This is a genomic window from Undibacterium sp. GW821-FHT07F11, assembly GCF_059418665.1.
The window spans coordinates 521,902-537,176 of sequence record NZ_JBWKQH010000003.1 but is presented as its reverse complement, the minus strand read 5'-3'; the positions used below and the strand labels follow the sequence as shown (position 1 = coordinate 537,176).

The following is a 15,275-nucleotide window of genomic DNA, read 5'->3' as shown; positions in this document are numbered from 1 at the left end:
GGTTTTATTTCCCTTGCCTCATTCTGGAATGACAAACCAGCTACGGCCGGTACTTGCGTGGCCGCATGACGCCAGGTGTCCGGCACGGCATGCAGGAATGCCGTTTAAAGTCATCCAGGCAGAACCCTGCGCCATCACCGGCGTGGCATGCGGTACCGGACCATGCGGGATAATGCTGTCACCCAGCACCACGACCAGTGCGCCGTCGACAGCAAAGAAGTCTTGCCCGCCAGCGCGGTGCGGGCCGCCTGCACGGTCAAGAGTTTTAACAGCGATACCGTGGCTCATGATTTGACGCCCTCAAATTTAGGCGTGCGCAGTGTCACGCCATCGTTACGCAGTTCCAGCGTGGTAGCGCCAACGACAAAACTAAACTTGCCTTCTGTTGGCAGCGTGATGATGTAGTGATGCTCGGCATGGTTGTAATCAGCCGTCGCGCCGTCTGGGTACTCTGTGCGGGTGTTGTCTGGATTGGTGTCTGGTGCCGGGTTGTGATTGCTGGCAATGCCTGGCAAGACCACACCGCCCGCAAATTCACCAGAGGGTGAAAGCAACACGCATTGTTCGCCAACAGTGGGCGGGTTCCATGTCTTTGTTTTGCCAGCGCGTGCCGTGGCCATGGGCAAGAAGCCGGTTTTAATGTCGCCAATTTGCAGGCGCACTTGCGGTACGCGGCCGTGCTTTACTTCGGCAATGGTGCCAAAGCGGACTAAGTTTTCTAAGCGGCGGGAGAGGTCGGCAAGGGTGAATTCCATGCCGTCTATGGTGACGTGACCGGGCTAGGCAGTCACGCGGGGAGGGGTTGCTAAGGGACTTAACAACTTATGCACGTTTACGCGTGCGCGAGGGGTGTGAGATATTTTGCGGTAACATGCGTACGAATACGCGGGGCTATTCGTATCTACGAATTGATTTGCTTCAAAATTTTGCGTGCCTCATCATGCGTACCCGACATGACATTGTCTGATTCAAGCGATATATTCAAATATTTAACTGCTTGGGTTTTACTTTTTTTTGTTCCTTTAAGGATGCAAAGTTTTGCCAACTCAATTGCAGCGTCCCCGTCGCCGCTATTTAACGCTTTTAAAAACCAATAAGAAGCACGCTTTAGATTGCCTAGATTACGATACCAAACACCGATATTCATAAAAGCGCAAATGTCCTTATTTTTCGCAGCTTTTTTATACCAGAGCAATGCCATATCTTTATTTTGGGGTGTCCCGATACCTTCGTCCAAGAAATAGCCAATAGTGTTATAGGCATAAATTTCACCCTGATTCGCCGCTAAATTTAGTAATTCAAAAGCTTTTTCGTTTTCCCCGCCATCCCATGCTTCGTTAGCCTGGTCAAATAAGCTTTGTGATAAATTCTCATGCGTTTTAATCATCGCATTTGCTTTCAAATTAGATTACCCATCGGGACATAAAAATATCAATAGTCATCATAAAATCATGTATACGAATACGCGGAGCTATTCGTACCTACACTTGCTTTGCCAAAAACGTCCAAACCGAACTGAGTAGTGCTTGGTGCGAGATTGTTTCACGCGTCTGATCGTCACGATCACGGATTAGGATAAATTCGTTGCTTGACGGTGACAGTATCTCAATAACTTTATGTTCGTAATTGCTAATTTCAATGTAGCCGTTACTGACTCCATTGAGCTTATCAATTTCAATCGCAAGAGCGGAGAATTTGACAAGAACCGTCTCTTCGCCTGTTCCAGATTGTGTTTTAGGATTATCGAAGCGAAGACGTATGATTGGCGATTGTGACCTGCGCCAATCGTCTGACGGAGTAATGTGGCGGCGCAATAGAAAAAAATCGTCTATGCTTTCTGTAGCTGTGAATTCACATGGATACGACGGAATACACAATAGCAAATTATCTCGTTTGTCATCCAGCCTACCTTTTAAATGGCGATGATAACTTGGCCCTGCCAAAACTACATTTGTAAATCCATAGCTGTTTTCAGGCAATTTCGCGAGTTGAAGCGTGTCTTCATAACTGATGTCGCGCACACTAAAAAACACTGTCAAAGCAAAGGCGTCGTCTTCAATGTTTTCCGATACAAGCAATAAATCCGGCCCACTGTTACTAGTTGCACCAAATTTTATATAGTTAAAGTAGGTTTTTTGAGGCAGTTCATCCAGACATTTGAATGTCCCTTGGCCTAAATCACTTAATCCCGAGAAATTTGCAGCAAGGTCTTCTTTAGTTAGCATCGGTTGTCTTTTTTTCGAAATTTGTGTTTGACTTAATCGGGAAAATAACTCGCAAAGGTGCGATTAGATCAGCCTAATCGCACCCATGTCAATCAAGGTGTCACGCCTCAATCATTCCATTGCCCCGCGCTTTGAAGATATAGCACTTTATTGACTTGCCAGTGATGACGCTGTGGACGACGGTGTTTTTGACGTAGGGGTTGTATTTGCTTAAGGGGATATTGCGGCGGATCTCCTGGCGGTTGGGGAGGGGGATTTTGTTTTCTTGGGCGAGGCGTGCCACTTCGTTGATGTTGATGGCGATGATGGTGGTGTCGCGGGCGTGGTTGGTTTTTATGCCGAGGTTGCCCAGTTCTTCGATGGCGTCCCAGAATTCAGTGATGACGGTGGGTTCTTCTGGTTCTGTGCTGCCGACGGCGGTTAAGGCGGGGGCGGGGTAGCCTAGCAGGGTGGAGAGTTCTGTCAGTTCTTCATAGAGCGCCTGGCGCTTGATGGCGTGGGTGGTGGATTCTAGTTTGTTGAGTACGTCATGGCGGGCGCGGTGTACGCGCAGGCGGTCTGCCACGGTCATGGTGCCGGGGCGGGTGGCTGTGCCTTGGGTCCAGTAGTTCCAGAGGGCGTCGTCGCATTCATCCTGGTAGCGGGTGATCTTGTCGCGCAGTTCTGGCAACACCTTGTTGGGGTTGATGGAATACAGCCAGGCGGGGAGCTTGCGCAATGGCAGGCAGATCATGTCGTAAGTTTTGCCATCTCCCCCAGTTGAGGAGATTATCTCCCTAACTGAACTGAATTTTTCTATCAACTTAACTTGTTGCCCTTTCCAGTCCAGTCCCATGCTCTCAACGATGGGCTTCATTGCCACCATGGGTTCATTGTCTTTGCCGATCATAACCAGCGTGTCTTCATAGAACGGTACGGGGATGATTTGTGTTTGCATGATGATGTTTCCTTCAATTAATTGTGTAATTAGCTAGATATTATATCAAGTCAGACAAGTGGTTCCAGGTGGTAAGAAGGCGTTGTTGTACGGGGGAGAGGAGGGCGTGGAGGCCTTGGGGGGCGAGGGGTTGTTCGCCTGCGGATTCGAGCAGTTGCAGCAGCATGGTGAGGGCGCTGTCGGTGACGCCCATGTCGGCGTTGATGCGGTCTAGCTCGGTTAGGGCGTCGCAGATGCTGGCGAGGTCGTCGAGCAGGGTGTCAAAGCCCATGGCTTTGAGGGCGTCGATTTGCAGGCCGCGCAGGCGTTCAAAGCTGGCGCGCAGGTCTTGCAGTTTGGAAAAGGCAAAAGAGGGATGTGATGATGCAGCTATTGCAGACGCAATAGGGGTATGAGCAGCCATGATGGCCTCCTAGTTGTTTTTCGTTCAGTTTCACCCCTGTTCAGAGGGTGGCCAGGTACTTGAACACCGCAACTAGTCGGCCCGTAACTTTCCCCTTGCGGGTCTTGTATCGTTACGCACTACCCGGCCATAGGTAAACCTATGGACGTAAAAAAACCACGACTTTCGGGCGCGGGTCATCTGCCGCTAGTTGTCGGTGTGTTCAGCACCGTTGTCAAGGATAGCTTAGATTTGGGTGGTTTGGCAATGTGTATGGCTATAGATTGCTAAGGTGTTTAATTAACAACAATTAACCATTAGTACACAGAATTCATTTGCTTAATTTAAATATAAATTCGTTAATGTGAATATTCCGTCGCATGAAAAGCGACGGCAGTAAATGCAAGCGAAGCAACGTAACTATTTCTTCTTACCATTCAACCCCATGGAGCGAATATGAACTTACAAGAATTCATTGAAAATGCCTTAGTGAATATTGTGAAAGGTGTTGTTAACGCGCAGCAAGCGTTAGGTGATCACGGGAGACATGTCAATCCTGAAATATCAAGTCATAAAGTTAATGCTAAAGGTCAAGGAGATTCGATTTCGGTTAACGGGCAGGCTGTTCAAAATGTTGACTTTGATGTTTTGGTTAGTGCAACGCGCGCAGATGGAGCACAAGAGGCAGCAATTGACGTAGTGGTAGGTGGACTTTCCTTATCCTCGTCTGACGTCGAAATTCCACGTAGTTCTGAAAACAGCAGAATTCGATTTTCTGTACCCATCACTTTGCCGTACGGGAAGAATTAATGATATCAATTATAGAAGTTGCTTCCGAATGCAATGGATCAAATATTAATTGGGAGTAAAAAAATGCCATTCAAATCTTTAATGAAAGACTTAGTCATCCTTCTAAAAACTGACGGTACAAAAATAGAGGGGCTACACGCAAGTGTTCAAACCAATAAAATATTCATGGAAGCAAATAATGTACTAGTTGAATCAGGGGATCTTATCGAGCGAAATATGTCAAATGGTGCAAAAGAAACCTTTAGGGTTATCGATCCAGGATTCCATGAAAAATTTCACGGCATCCCTGCTGCCTATCAAATGCAAGTGCAAAAGTTAGGCTTGCCTGAGGCGAAGCAAGCAGTGCAAAGCATAAATTACTATATCAATGGCGCTAACGCTCGACTTAATCAAAGCTCCATTGATAACTCAGTTAATAACGTTCAGATGAATGCAGGATTTGAAGAATATATTGAAGCGCTCAGGAATGAAATAAAGCAACTTAACTGCCCAAGTGATCAAAAAGATGCTGCATTCGAAGTTATCGATACTGTGGATGAACAATTAAAAAGCGGTAAGCCAAAAAAGCACATTGTAACCACCTTATTAGATTCCTTGCCGAAGATCGAAAAGGTGACGGATATCGCGATTAAGATCGGTGATCTCGTGCAGAATTGGCCTTCAACTTGATTTCTCTTATTGTTCTTGCAGAAGCTCAAAATACGTGCGATTAATGTAACCTAATCGCACGCATGTCGAGACCGAAAAATCAATATCCACCGTAAAATCATGTGTGCAATTATGCAGAGCTATTCGTAGAAACACAGGCTATTATTTTAAGAGTAAGGGTGGATGGGATGTATAAAGTTGAGTACCTGATAACGGTCGACCAAAAGGAGCAATTTTGTAAATCGATTACTGCATTTAACAATCTAGTGCAGTCCATTGATGGAGTGTCGGTCTCAAAAAGTCATCTGAAAGTGGGTGAGCTCAGCCTACTTTACGAAGTTCAAACAGGAGAAACTGATGGCGATAAACAGAGATTTTTCCATATAAAACTTTCCGTCGACGATGTCACTAAGTTGCCAGATTTTGAGGATTTTTTAAGAAACTTTAGAGGCGTTCTGCACAAGGCAAGTGGCAAGCCTGCGCAGACTCTTTGGGACGGAGTGAGTTCAAATTATGCGTTGCAGATGTATCCAATCGTACATGAGATTGAGAATACAATGCGTAAGCTAATTACTAAATTCATGCTTATAAAAATTGGGCTTGTATGGACTAAAGTGGCAATACCGAAGGAAGTGTCAGATTCTATTCGGTTGAAGAAAGATGCAAAACCTGATCATAACTACTTAAATGAAGTCGATTTCATCCAATTATCGAATTTCCTGTTTAAAGAATATTCGACAGCCAACCCCTCAATTCTTATTGATGCAATTAGAAATGCAAAAGACGTTAGTGATCTAAAAATTAGCGAATTGAAGGACGCATTGCCGCGATCCAATTGGGATCGGTTTTTTTCGTCTATCGTTCAGTGCCAAAGTGAATATTTAAGGGGTAGATGGGAAAACTTATATGAAAAGAGAAATTTAGTTGCCCATAATCGGCCAGTTTCAAAGGCTGATTTCGATGTTGTATGCAAGCTGAGTGATGAAGTATTGCCAAAGCTTAAGCAAGCAATTGAAGGTATAGATCAGCTTGCGATTTCCGACAATGACAGGGAGTTTGTTTCAGAAAATGCAGCCACAACCAAGACTGTCGAATATAGCGATTTTTTCGCTGCTTGGAACGAATTTCATCATCAATTATATGTTTTGGTGACGATGCTTCCTCGGGATGATTTTGAAAAAATTGATTTGGCTCAATCTAGAAACAATGTTCGACGCTTGCTAAAATTGATCACAAAGAAATTTACATTTACTAGTTGGCAGAAAAACGAAATATTAGAGTTACACAAATTGCGAAATTATATGGTGCATCGGCCAGACGAAATTGTCCCAACAGCGAGTTTGATTCGTGCTATTGATAATATCCATTTATTTACACTTTTGGTGAAGGCAGTCACAGAGGAATTGATTCGAGCGGACGGGATACCGCTTCCCTCTTATAGTGGAAGTGAGTTGGATGAAATTGAATCGGAGTATGAAATAGTTGACGCAGAAGATTTAGATTCGGACTCGTCTAAAGGTTAAGGAACTTAATTATATGATTTTCTACATCCGCACACTGTTTTTGAAGTAACGCCAAAACCCGCCTTTCCTCATACTGAACATCACGCCCACCCGCCACAACCCTATCCCGCAGCCCATATTGATGCACCCGCGCAATACGGGCTACGCGGCCATAGAAACCCACTTCCAGCCCGTTGCCGTCTGCCTTTGCTTTGAGGTGGGTGTTTGTCCTTAACTTGTTGAACATGCTGGCTTTTTGCTTTTTGATGCGGCCTTGTTTGCCCCTGATGTTTTTGCGTTGCTTGCGTGGTGCGTAGGGGGAGCCGTCGGGGTTTTGTTGTGCCTGGATGCGGGTTTGTTGCTGGCGGCGCAGGTCTTGGGCAATTTGCAGTGTGAGTTTGCGGCGGGCGGCGGGGTCTAGCCTGGCCAGGAGGGTGCTGGCCCATGTCTCCAGCGCGGTGAGGTCGTCTTGCATGGTGTGGCGCTATAGGGGTGGGATGGGTTGTACCTGCCACTCTGCCAGCAGGGTGGTGCCGTTGTAGAGTTGCCACCAGGGGGCGGCGTAGTCTGGTGTTGCTGTGACTTCGCCTGCGTGGGTGATGTCCAGCCGGGTGCCGGTTTGTTTGACGATGACGCGCTCAGTTAAATCAATCTCCAGGCTGATGTCGACGCTGTCGTGGTTGTTGAAGTCAACCATGAAGCGTATGCCTTTGGCTTTGTCGTCGTTGCCCAGCAGGTCTGCCTGGTGGGTTGCCAGCCAATCTAACAGGGGGACGATGAGGGCGTCTTCTTCACCGCTGTAGTCGGTGACGATGATATTGAGGACGTAGGCGTATTCAAACGAGCGTGAGGCGGTGCGGGTGGTGTGCAGGCTGCCTTTGTCGGCGAAGACGAGCAACTTGTCTGGGTTGCGCTGTAGATCGGCTAAAGCGGCGGTTAAATGAGCGCGCAGGCTGTTGGGTTTGTACATGCTATTGCGGTTTGTTGATGATGGTGCTGATGGCGTGGTAGCTGTCTATGCAGGCGTTTAGTTGGCGGATGGCGTCGTCGCCGTCTGCGGCGATGGCTGCAAGAGTTGCTCCAGCCTCTGGCGTAAGTTGGGCTCGCGTTTCTGGGCTATTGCTGGGGCTAGTGGGGGTATTTGGGCTGGCACTGGTGCTGCAAGCCTGGACGGGGATTGACAGGCGCACAATGCCAGTGCGCACGTTATTAATAAACTGGTCGCGTTTGGATTTTTCATGTTGTAGCTCTTTTTGGTGGGTGGTGGCGATGGTGGCGAGGCTGCGGGACATGAGCCTTTCGTTTTCTCTGGCTGCTTCGCTGGCCTGGGCTTGGTCCTTTGCAATTTGGGCGGTGAGTTTGTCTACCTGGTGGATGGCGTCTTTGTATTTGACGACGCAGAACAGGGCTGCGGCGGCGATGGCGAGGGCGAGCCAGGGGCGCGGGTCTAGTGCTTTGATGATGTTGAGCATGGGTTGGCCTATGCGGGTGTGAGGCAGAGTTGGCGCTCGGCGGCGCGGCGTTTGGTGAGGCCTGGGTACACGACACCACCGGCTTTGTTCCAAAACTGCATTTGATTGCATGCGCCGGTGTAGTCGCCTTTGTTGAGCAAGGTAATCATGGTGGAGGGCTTGCCGTTTTCGAGCACGCAGAAGCCGTCTTTGACGCCTTTGCGGCCTGGACCTACATTAAATACAAATGACGTGAAGGCGGCGCGCTGGTTGTCGTTGAGGGGGACTTTGAGGCAGCTTTCCATCGCTGTTTTGGCTTTGAGCAGGTCTTGTACTGTCATGTCGTCGCATTGCGCTATGGTGGCGGTCTGGCCCAGTTTGACGCCGCCTGTGTGGCCCCGGCAGATGGTGGGGATGCTGACGGGGTCAAGGTAGGCGGTTTGGCGGGTGCCTTCAAACAGGACGATGATGGGCAAGGCGGCGGCGATGCCAGCGGCGGCGAGTTTTTGTTTGATGTCGGTGCTCATGATTGGCTTTTGCCTTTCTGTGCATTTGCGCTTTGATTTGCACGTCTGTGCAGCCAGGGCTTTAGCATCCTGTCGCGCACAAAGAAGGTGATTTGCAGCACGGTGTAAATAATGGTGAGGATGAATACCCATTCATTGAGGGGCACGCCTAAAAACGTGATGGCGCTGATGGCGACGGGTGGTATTGCCTTTACTGTTTCCATGTGGTTGTCGTTCATGGTTAGTCCCACAGGTTGATCATTTGCAGCACTGGCGCTGCAGGTGTGCGGTCTGGCAGGGTGATGGCTTTGCCCATGGGCAGGAATGCGCCCAGGCTGGTGATGCCGGGGTTTAGGGCGAGCACTGCGGCTATGCCTGCGGTGCTGCCCAGGTGACGCCAGACCAGCAGGTCTAGGGTGTCGTTTTGTTGGGCGCGGACGATCATGGCTAAATTAGCTCAACGGTGACGTGGTGGCGGCCCAGCAAGTTGGACATTGCCCACTGCGCATTCCTGCGTTCTTCATCCGGGCCGTTTGCCAGAAAGCTGACGAGTTTTTTGTCATCGAGCGTGGTGGCAGTGGTGTCGTAGTCTTTGTAGCGTTCGATGAGGTCTGCCTTTGCGGTGCAATAGACGGCGCGCAGGTAGTGGGCTATCAGGACGCTTTGCCGGTTGACCTGGGCGGCTGGTATGGCGGCCATGCTGCTGTGGCCTGCGGCTTGTGCTGCTGCTTTTAGCTCTTTGACCTGGTCATTGACAAAGATGATGGCGTCTACGGTGGCGGCGATGAGGCGGGCGTCTGTGACGGTGCCGTCCAGCCTGATGGCGTCGCGCATGTTGGCGATGTCTATGTCAGGGAAGAAGCCATCATTGGTGATGATGTTGTCTGGCTGGGTGGTGCCTGGCTGGCCGCCTGGTGCGTTGGCAATAAATGGCATGGGTCTGGTGGGTGATGGGTCAATCAAGGGGGCGGTGGGTGGGCTGTCACAGGGGAAATGGCTAGAAATCCCTGATCGGCCCACGCCGCCCGGCGCCGGAGGGTGCCTAGTTACGTGGGCGGGGTGGTTTTCTCTCCACCTTCATCGCCTACGATGTTCTTTAAACGGCGTTCTAGCCGTTCTATGTCTTTTTTGACGCCTATGTTTTGGAAGAGGTCCAGGGCGCGGCGCAGGTTGTCCAGGGCTTTGCTGGCCTGTTCTTCTGTCAACAGGTCAAAGTCAATGTCGCCGTTGCCCATCTTGCCTATCTGGGCATAGCCCAGCGCCTTGTAGAGCTTGGCGCTGGCCTGGTCTGGTACGTCTGCATTGACGGTCAGCAGTTGGACTGCGCGTAGGGTTTCTACGGCTGCGCTTGCACTTTCAAAGCGGCCTTCGAGGTAGGCACCGGGGATTTCATCCAACAGCATGGTGGGGACATCGCGGGCGTACTGGTCTGGCAGGTTGAGGTTGTGGACGAGGCAGTATTGGGCGATGTCGAGGGCGCGGGCGTAGTTGCCTGCGTCTATGTGCCAGACGAGGGCGGTGGTGAGGACGAGGTCTTGTGCGCCGTTGCCGTGCTGTAGGGCGGCGTTGATCCAGTCGTCGTAGTCGGGCAGGATTTCGCGCTTGAGTTCGATTTTGCGCTGGATGGATTTGATGGCTTTGAGCCTTTGTTTGTCGTTGATGAGTTTGGCGAGCATCAAGTCGTAGGCGCTGCCCTGGATGGGCTGGCCGTGTCTGGATGCTGCCGCTGCCTTGGCCGCGAGGATGCGGGCGGCGTGGCGCTGGGCGGGGCTGTTATAGGTGGCTGTGGTCATGGTGGGCGTGTGACTTAGGCGAGTTCGATGTTTTCAACGAGGGCGGCGATGCCGTAGTCTTCGACGACGTAGGCGTCGTTGGAGGATTCGTAGTTTTCGATGCGGTCGCGCTTGGCGTTGTCGACGATCTGGCGACGGCGGGCGCTTTCTTGGTAGTAGATGGACAGGTTGTCGTAGCGGGTGATAAGGAAGCTGTTGGGCGGGAAGTAGGGGACGCTGACGGCTTGCAGGCCGCCAAGACGCTTTTGGCTGATGATGATGTCGGCGGCCAGGGTCTCGGTGGGGGCGTGGTTGGTATTGACCAGGGGGAAGTATTTGTCGTGCATGAGTTCGCGGCCGACGATGCAGACGAGGCCTGCGTCTTCACGGAACCATGGGTCGAGCAGGGTGATGGCATCGAAGACGGCGGCGTCGAGGTTGGCGTAGTCACCGTTTTGGCCGATTTTGACTTTGCCTGGGGTGTTGCCGTGGGCCATAACGCGCTGTGGAGCGTCTTCGCGCATGTGTTGCAGCCAGCCGATGTTGACGTCTTGCAGCAGGGGGTGGGCGACGATGTCAGTGTTGGGGGCGATGCTGGTGCCGTGGAAGCCCATGACCATGCGGTCTAGCGCCTGGCGTTTGACGATGACGTCGCGAATGCGGGTTTGGAAATCTGGGAATTTGGCCCAGACATCGAGCTTGGCGTAGGGGACGTGGGTGTCGTAGTTGGTTTTGCTGCATTTGTAGCGGCCGTTTTCCAGACCTGTTAAGTCACGGGTTTGGCGGTCTTGCTGGGTGGTGTCGGTGCGGCTGGCGACGGGGCTGCTGATGCCTAAGTGGAGCTTTTCACCTTCCATTTCTTGCACGCCGATGATGTTGATGCGGCTGAGGAACTGGCTGGATTCTTGAATTTTGGTTTCAAGGCGTTGCTGGACGCTGGGGGCGATGGCGAAGGTTTTGGTGGCGTCGTCTACGCCGTTGATGTCGCCGAGGCGGGTGACGAGGGCGTTGTAGGCTTTGCGGGTGGTGTTTTGCATGTGGGTGTCCTGGTGTTTGTTGTGTTGTTTGGTTCGTTGTTTGGCTTAGCAGTCGGTCTGTTCTGTACCGTTGCCGCCTGTGGCTGTTGGGCGGGCGGTGTGGTTGCCGGGTTGTTTGTCGAGCTGGTCTTTCAGGCTGTTGAAGTTGTCTGTGACGGTTTTGAGGTTCTTTTCCAGCTCGGTGATGCGTTTGCTTGATTCACTAAAACGCTGTTCCTGGTCTGCTGTGTGTTCGACTACGGTTTCAATTGCCTGGCCGAGATCGTCAAAGCGGGCGTTGTCACCGCCTTTTTTGCTGTTGAAGACTTTGAGCAGGTCTTTGACCTTGGCGGCCAGGCCTGTGGTTTCTGTATCGATTTCTTCAAATTCAAGATTGGCTTCGACAGCCGCAGAGAACAGGTGTGCAGGGTTGGTTTTGCGACCTGCAAAGGGGTTGGCGTTGGGGTTGTTGGCGGCGAAGCTGAGAACTTCAGTACCCAGGCTGGCGGGGCTATCTGTGACGCCCAGGCCGACAAGGTAGGCTTCGCCTGTGTCGGCAAACTTGTCATTGATTTCTATGCTGGTATAGATTTTTTGCTTGGCCTTGGTCATGGCGATCAAGTCGTCTGTCGGTTCTATCTGGGCGAACAGGGCTAGTTTCTTGTCGCCGTCGATGGTGACTTCTTCGGCCTTGACTGCTGTTACATCGCCATAGGCGCGGAATGGACTATCGGCCAGCGTGCCGCGTATGTGTTCCATCCAGATACGGGCACCGTATTTTTGCGGGTCGAAGTTTTTGGCCATTTGCTGTATCCAGCTGCGTTCTATCTTGCGGCCGTCAGTTGTTGCGCCTTCGAGCGCCACGCGGAAGAATTTTGACTTGAATTTTTTGGTGGACATGATGAAATAAGGGGCTGGGCAGTTGATGAGTGCCCATGGTCTTACTTGCGCTGACTGTGTTCAACGGTCAGGGAGTTGTTAAGTTTTATAGCAACTTGACGGCGCTGCCGTCGCGCCCGCGATGCCCGTAATCTGGCGGCATGATTGCGAATGCCGACGAATGCCCGTCTGAAATTTCCCCCGATAACGAACTGGATGCGCCCGAAGATTCCACCCTTGGCGCAACGGTTGCGCCCACCTACGACCTGAAGAAACACGCGCAGGCCTTGTACTGGCAGGGCTGGCGGGTGTCTTCGATTGCGCGGCATCTGGAGATTGCCCGTACGACGGTGCAGAGCTGGTGCGACCGTGAGAAGTGGGACGACACGCCATTCATAGAAAAAATCGAAGCCAGCCTTGAAACGCGCCTGGTGCAGTTGATTGCCAAGGAGGTGAAGACCGGCGGCGATTTCAAGGAAATTGATTTGCTGATGCGCCAGGCGGTGCAGACGGCGCGGGTGCGGCGGTATGAGGCACCGGGCGGCAATGAAGTGGATTTGAATCCTAAGCTGGCGAATCGCAATGCCGGGCCTAAGAAGAAACCAGCACGCAATGACTACAGCGATGACCAGCGCGACCAGTTGTTGGAGGCCTTCCGCGATTCGCTGTTTGATTATCAAAAGGTATGGCTGCGCAATGGGGGCGAGCGTACGCGGGTAATTCTCAAATCGCGCCAGATTGGGGCTACCTGGTACTTTGCGCGGGAGGCTTTGGCTGATGCTATGGAGACGGGGCGCAATCAGATTTTTCTATCGGCATCCAAAGCCCAGGCGCACGTTTTCAAGCAATACATTATCCAGTTTGCCAAAGAGGCGGCAGGCATTGAGCTGGCCGGTGATCCTATTGTGTTGCCGAATGGGGCGCATCTTTACTTCTTGGGTACGAATGCGCGTACTGCCCAGGGCTATCACGGCAATTTCTATTTTGATGAGTTTTTCTGGACGCATAAGTTTCAGGAATTGAACAAGGTAGCGTCAGGCATGGCGCTGCATAAGCAGTGGCGTAAGACTTATTTTTCTACGCCTTCGAGCATCACGCATGAGGCATACCCATTCTGGACGGGAGAGCTGTTCAATAAGCGGCGGCCTAAAAAAGACCAGGTCAATATCGATGTCAGCCACAAGCGGCTTGCCTCTGGCTTTACGGGCGAAGACAAGATGTGGCGGCAAATCGTCACCATCATGGACGCCCAGGCGGGCGGCTGTGATTTGTTTGATATCGACGAGCTGCGCACTTATGAGTACAGCCCGGACCAGTTTGAAAATCTGCTGATGTGTCAGTTTATTGATGACACTGCGTCGGTGTTCCCTTTGCAGGAGCTGCAAAAGTGCATGGTGGATGCCTGGGTGGACTGGACAGACTTTAAGCCTTTTACCACGCGGCCTTATGGGGATAACCCGGTCTGGATTGGCTATGACCCTGCCTTTACTGGCGATAGTGCCGGGCTGGTGATCCTTGCGCCACCGCGCACGCCTGGCGGCAAGTTCAGGGTGTTAGAGCGTATGCAGTTCAGGGGCATGGACTTTGCGGCCCAGGCTGAACAGATACGGCAATCCACGATTCGCTATCACGTTGCCTTTATTGGTATTGACGCTACGGGCATGGGTGAGGGTGTGCACCAGCTGGTGAAGAACTTCTACCCCAATGTGACCAAAATCAACTACGACCCGGCTGTGAAGAGCCGCATGGTCATCAAGGCCCGCGACGTGATCAGCAAGGGCCGTCTGGAATTTGACGCCGGGGCCACGGATCTGGCGCAGGCATTCATGACCATCAAAAAGACACTGACGGCCAGCGGCCAGCATGTGACCTATGTGGCAGACCGTAGCGAGGAAACCGGGCATGCAGACCTTGCCTGGGCGTGTATGCATGCGCTGGACCATGAGCCATTAGATGGCGGCATAGGTAGCAATCAATCATTTATGGAGGTGTATTCATGAGCAAGAGAAAGCGGCGCGGGCCATTCAAGGCAGCGTCAGAAGGCCAGGCGGAGGCGGTACCGGCTTTGCCAGGTGCAGAGGTGTTCAGCTTTGGCGACCCGACGCCGGTATTAGACCGGGCTGAAATTCTGGACTATATCGAGTGCTGGACGAATGGGCGGTATTACGAGCCGCCTATCAGTTGGGACGGCCTGGCTAAGTCTTTCAGGGCCAGTGTGCACCATTCGACGGCGATCTATGTCAAGCGCAATCTGCTGGCGGCCACCTTTGTGCCGCATGCCTTGCTGTCACGCGAGGCATTTAGCCGGTTTGCGCTGGATTTCCTTGTCTTTGGCAATGCTTATCTGGAAAACCGTAAAAGCCGCACCGGCAAGCCTTTGCAGCTTGAGCCGGCGCTTGCCAAGTACATGCGCCGGTGTAGCGATGACTTGAATCAATACGCCTTTGTGCGTGGCTGGCAGGAAGATCATGTGTTTGAGTCTGGGGCGATTTTTCATTTGATGGAGCCAGATATTAATCAGGAGGTGTACGGCCTGCCTGAGTATCTGAGTGCGTTGCATTCTGCCTGGTTAAACGAGGCGGCTACCCTTTTCAGACGCAAGTATTACAAGAATGGCTCACACGCTGGCTTCATCTTGTATATGACAGACCCGGCCCAGAATCAAAGTGATGTTGACAACATGCGCCAGGCGCTGCGCGATAGCAAGGGGCCGGGGAATTTCCGAAATGTATTCATGTATGCGCCCAACGGCAAGAAGGACGGCATCCAAATATTGCCGGTGTCTGAGGTAGCGGCCAAGGATGAATTTTTCAGCATCAAGAACGTGACGCGCGACGACATGCTGGCCGCCCACCGGGTGCCACCTCAACTGCTGGGCCTGGTGCCGAACAATACGGGCGGTTTCGGGGCTGTGGAGCCAGCGGCGAAGGTGTTTGCCATGAATGAGCTGGAACCGCTGCAGGCGCGATTTAGGGAGTGTAACGAGTGGCTGGGCGAGGAGGTGATCCGCTTCACGCCGTATTCATTGGGTGATGAGGGAGGTAAAACGAAATGAGTGATGTTGCGGATATGTCAGATAAAAATGTCGAGACGTTTATTGCTTCGGCGATTGCGCATGCGCGGGGTAAGCAGGGGATGAAAGCGACC

At 51.7% G+C, this 15,275-nt stretch carries 21 protein-coding genes; 5 read left to right on the top strand and 16 right to left on the bottom strand.

The genetic code is table 11. From position 1 onward, the window contains the following. Window positions 1-18: 18 nt before the first annotated feature. From AC07OI_RS09655 to AC07OI_RS09630, 6 genes are all read right to left on the bottom strand, one after another. Window positions 19-288, bottom strand: a complete 270-nt coding sequence (locus tag AC07OI_RS09655) for a PAAR domain-containing protein (protein ID WP_495257060.1) — start codon at window positions 286-288, stop codon at window positions 19-21. After that, complete coding sequence (locus AC07OI_RS09650) at window positions 285-755, bottom strand: phage baseplate assembly protein V (protein ID WP_495257059.1); 471 nt, start codon at window positions 753-755, stop codon at window positions 285-287. The genes AC07OI_RS09655 and AC07OI_RS09650 overlap by 4 nt, the downstream gene beginning before the upstream one ends. 146 nt (window positions 756-901) lie before the next feature. Continuing rightward, window positions 902-1,387, bottom strand: a complete 486-nt coding sequence (locus AC07OI_RS09645; RefSeq protein ID WP_495257058.1) for a tetratricopeptide repeat protein — start codon at window positions 1,385-1,387, stop codon at window positions 902-904. A 94-nt stretch (window positions 1,388-1,481) separates the two neighbouring features. Beyond that, window positions 1,482-2,225, bottom strand: coding sequence for a hypothetical protein (locus AC07OI_RS09640; RefSeq protein WP_495257057.1), 744 nt, complete (start codon window positions 2,223-2,225; stop codon window positions 1,482-1,484). 100 nt (window positions 2,226-2,325) lie between these two features. Further along, window positions 2,326-3,162: a phage antirepressor N-terminal domain-containing protein gene (locus AC07OI_RS09635; RefSeq protein ID WP_495257056.1), complete on the bottom strand. Its 837-nt coding sequence runs from the start codon at window positions 3,160-3,162 to the stop codon at window positions 2,326-2,328. A 40-nt stretch (window positions 3,163-3,202) separates the two neighbouring features. Next, window positions 3,203-3,565: a DUF1484 family protein gene (locus tag AC07OI_RS09630; RefSeq protein ID WP_422639135.1), complete on the bottom strand. Its 363-nt coding sequence runs from the start codon at window positions 3,563-3,565 to the stop codon at window positions 3,203-3,205. Between the two features lie 435 nt (window positions 3,566-4,000). Here AC07OI_RS09630 and AC07OI_RS09625 point away from each other — a divergent pair, with 435 nt between their 5' ends. The 3 genes from AC07OI_RS09625 (at window position 4,001) to AC07OI_RS09615 (ending at window position 6,525) form a co-directional block, all read left to right on the top strand. Next, complete coding sequence (locus AC07OI_RS09625) at window positions 4,001-4,354, top strand: hypothetical protein (protein WP_495257055.1); 354 nt, start codon at window positions 4,001-4,003, stop codon at window positions 4,352-4,354. 63 nt (window positions 4,355-4,417) lie between these two features. Then, window positions 4,418-5,023 carry a hypothetical protein gene (locus tag AC07OI_RS09620; RefSeq protein ID WP_495257054.1) on the top strand — a complete coding sequence of 202 codons (606 nt, stop codon included), beginning with the start codon at window positions 4,418-4,420 and terminating at the stop codon, window positions 5,021-5,023. Window positions 5,024-5,190: 167 nt separating this feature from the next. Further along, window positions 5,191-6,525: a hypothetical protein gene (locus AC07OI_RS09615; protein ID WP_495257053.1), complete on the top strand. Its 1,335-nt coding sequence runs from the start codon at window positions 5,191-5,193 to the stop codon at window positions 6,523-6,525. On the opposite strand, the gene AC07OI_RS09610 is transcribed toward AC07OI_RS09615, so the two are convergent. The 10 genes from AC07OI_RS09610 to AC07OI_RS09565 all read right to left on the bottom strand — a co-directional run bounded on the left by AC07OI_RS09610 (window position 6,515) and on the right by AC07OI_RS09565 (window position 12,149). Then, window positions 6,515-6,979 carry a phage virion morphogenesis protein gene (locus AC07OI_RS09610; RefSeq protein ID WP_495257052.1) on the bottom strand — a complete coding sequence of 155 codons (465 nt, stop codon included), beginning with the start codon at window positions 6,977-6,979 and terminating at the stop codon, window positions 6,515-6,517. The two genes, AC07OI_RS09615 and AC07OI_RS09610, sit on opposite strands and share 11 nt — an antisense overlap. A 9-nt stretch (window positions 6,980-6,988) precedes the next feature. Beyond that, complete coding sequence (locus AC07OI_RS09605; protein WP_495257051.1) at window positions 6,989-7,474, bottom strand: phage tail protein; 486 nt, start codon at window positions 7,472-7,474, stop codon at window positions 6,989-6,991. A gap of 1 nt (window position 7,475) precedes the next feature. Beyond that, window positions 7,476-7,976: a lysis system i-spanin subunit Rz gene (locus tag AC07OI_RS09600; RefSeq protein ID WP_495257050.1), complete on the bottom strand. Its 501-nt coding sequence runs from the start codon at window positions 7,974-7,976 to the stop codon at window positions 7,476-7,478. 8 nt (window positions 7,977-7,984) lie between these two features. Next, window positions 7,985-8,482, bottom strand: coding sequence for a lysozyme (locus tag AC07OI_RS09595; protein WP_495257049.1), 498 nt, complete (start codon window positions 8,480-8,482; stop codon window positions 7,985-7,987). Then, entirely contained in the window at window positions 8,479-8,700 is a 222-nt protein-coding gene (locus AC07OI_RS09590; protein ID WP_495257048.1) for a phage holin family protein, read from the bottom strand. The genes AC07OI_RS09595 and AC07OI_RS09590 overlap by 4 nt, the downstream gene beginning before the upstream one ends. A gap of 2 nt (window positions 8,701-8,702) precedes the next feature. Further along, window positions 8,703-8,906: a tail protein X gene (locus tag AC07OI_RS09585; RefSeq protein ID WP_495257047.1), complete on the bottom strand. Its 204-nt coding sequence runs from the start codon at window positions 8,904-8,906 to the stop codon at window positions 8,703-8,705. A 2-nt stretch (window positions 8,907-8,908) separates the two neighbouring features. After that, window positions 8,909-9,397 carry a head completion/stabilization protein gene (locus tag AC07OI_RS09580; RefSeq protein WP_495257046.1) on the bottom strand — a complete coding sequence of 163 codons (489 nt, stop codon included), beginning with the start codon at window positions 9,395-9,397 and terminating at the stop codon, window positions 8,909-8,911. Between the two features lie 110 nt (window positions 9,398-9,507). After that, complete coding sequence (gene gpM / locus AC07OI_RS09575) at window positions 9,508-10,254, bottom strand: phage terminase small subunit (RefSeq protein ID WP_495257045.1); 747 nt, start codon at window positions 10,252-10,254, stop codon at window positions 9,508-9,510. Window positions 10,255-10,268: 14 nt separating this feature from the next. Beyond that, on the bottom strand, window positions 10,269-11,270 hold the full coding sequence (locus tag AC07OI_RS09570) for a phage major capsid protein, P2 family (RefSeq protein ID WP_495257044.1): 1,002 nt from the start codon (window positions 11,268-11,270) through the stop codon (window positions 10,269-10,271). Window positions 11,271-11,315: 45 nt separating this feature from the next. Then, complete coding sequence (locus AC07OI_RS09565) at window positions 11,316-12,149, bottom strand: GPO family capsid scaffolding protein (RefSeq protein ID WP_495257043.1); 834 nt, start codon at window positions 12,147-12,149, stop codon at window positions 11,316-11,318. 140 nt (window positions 12,150-12,289) lie between these two features. Between AC07OI_RS09565 and AC07OI_RS09560 the strand changes: the two genes are divergently transcribed. Both AC07OI_RS09560 and AC07OI_RS09555 read left to right on the top strand, forming a co-directional pair. After that, complete coding sequence (locus tag AC07OI_RS09560) at window positions 12,290-14,128, top strand: terminase ATPase subunit family protein (protein WP_495257042.1); 1,839 nt, start codon at window positions 12,290-12,292, stop codon at window positions 14,126-14,128. Continuing rightward, window positions 14,125-15,183, top strand: coding sequence for a phage portal protein (locus tag AC07OI_RS09555; protein ID WP_495257041.1), 1,059 nt, complete (start codon window positions 14,125-14,127; stop codon window positions 15,181-15,183). The genes AC07OI_RS09560 and AC07OI_RS09555 overlap by 4 nt, the downstream gene beginning before the upstream one ends. The last annotated feature ends 92 nt before the right edge of the window (window positions 15,184-15,275 follow it).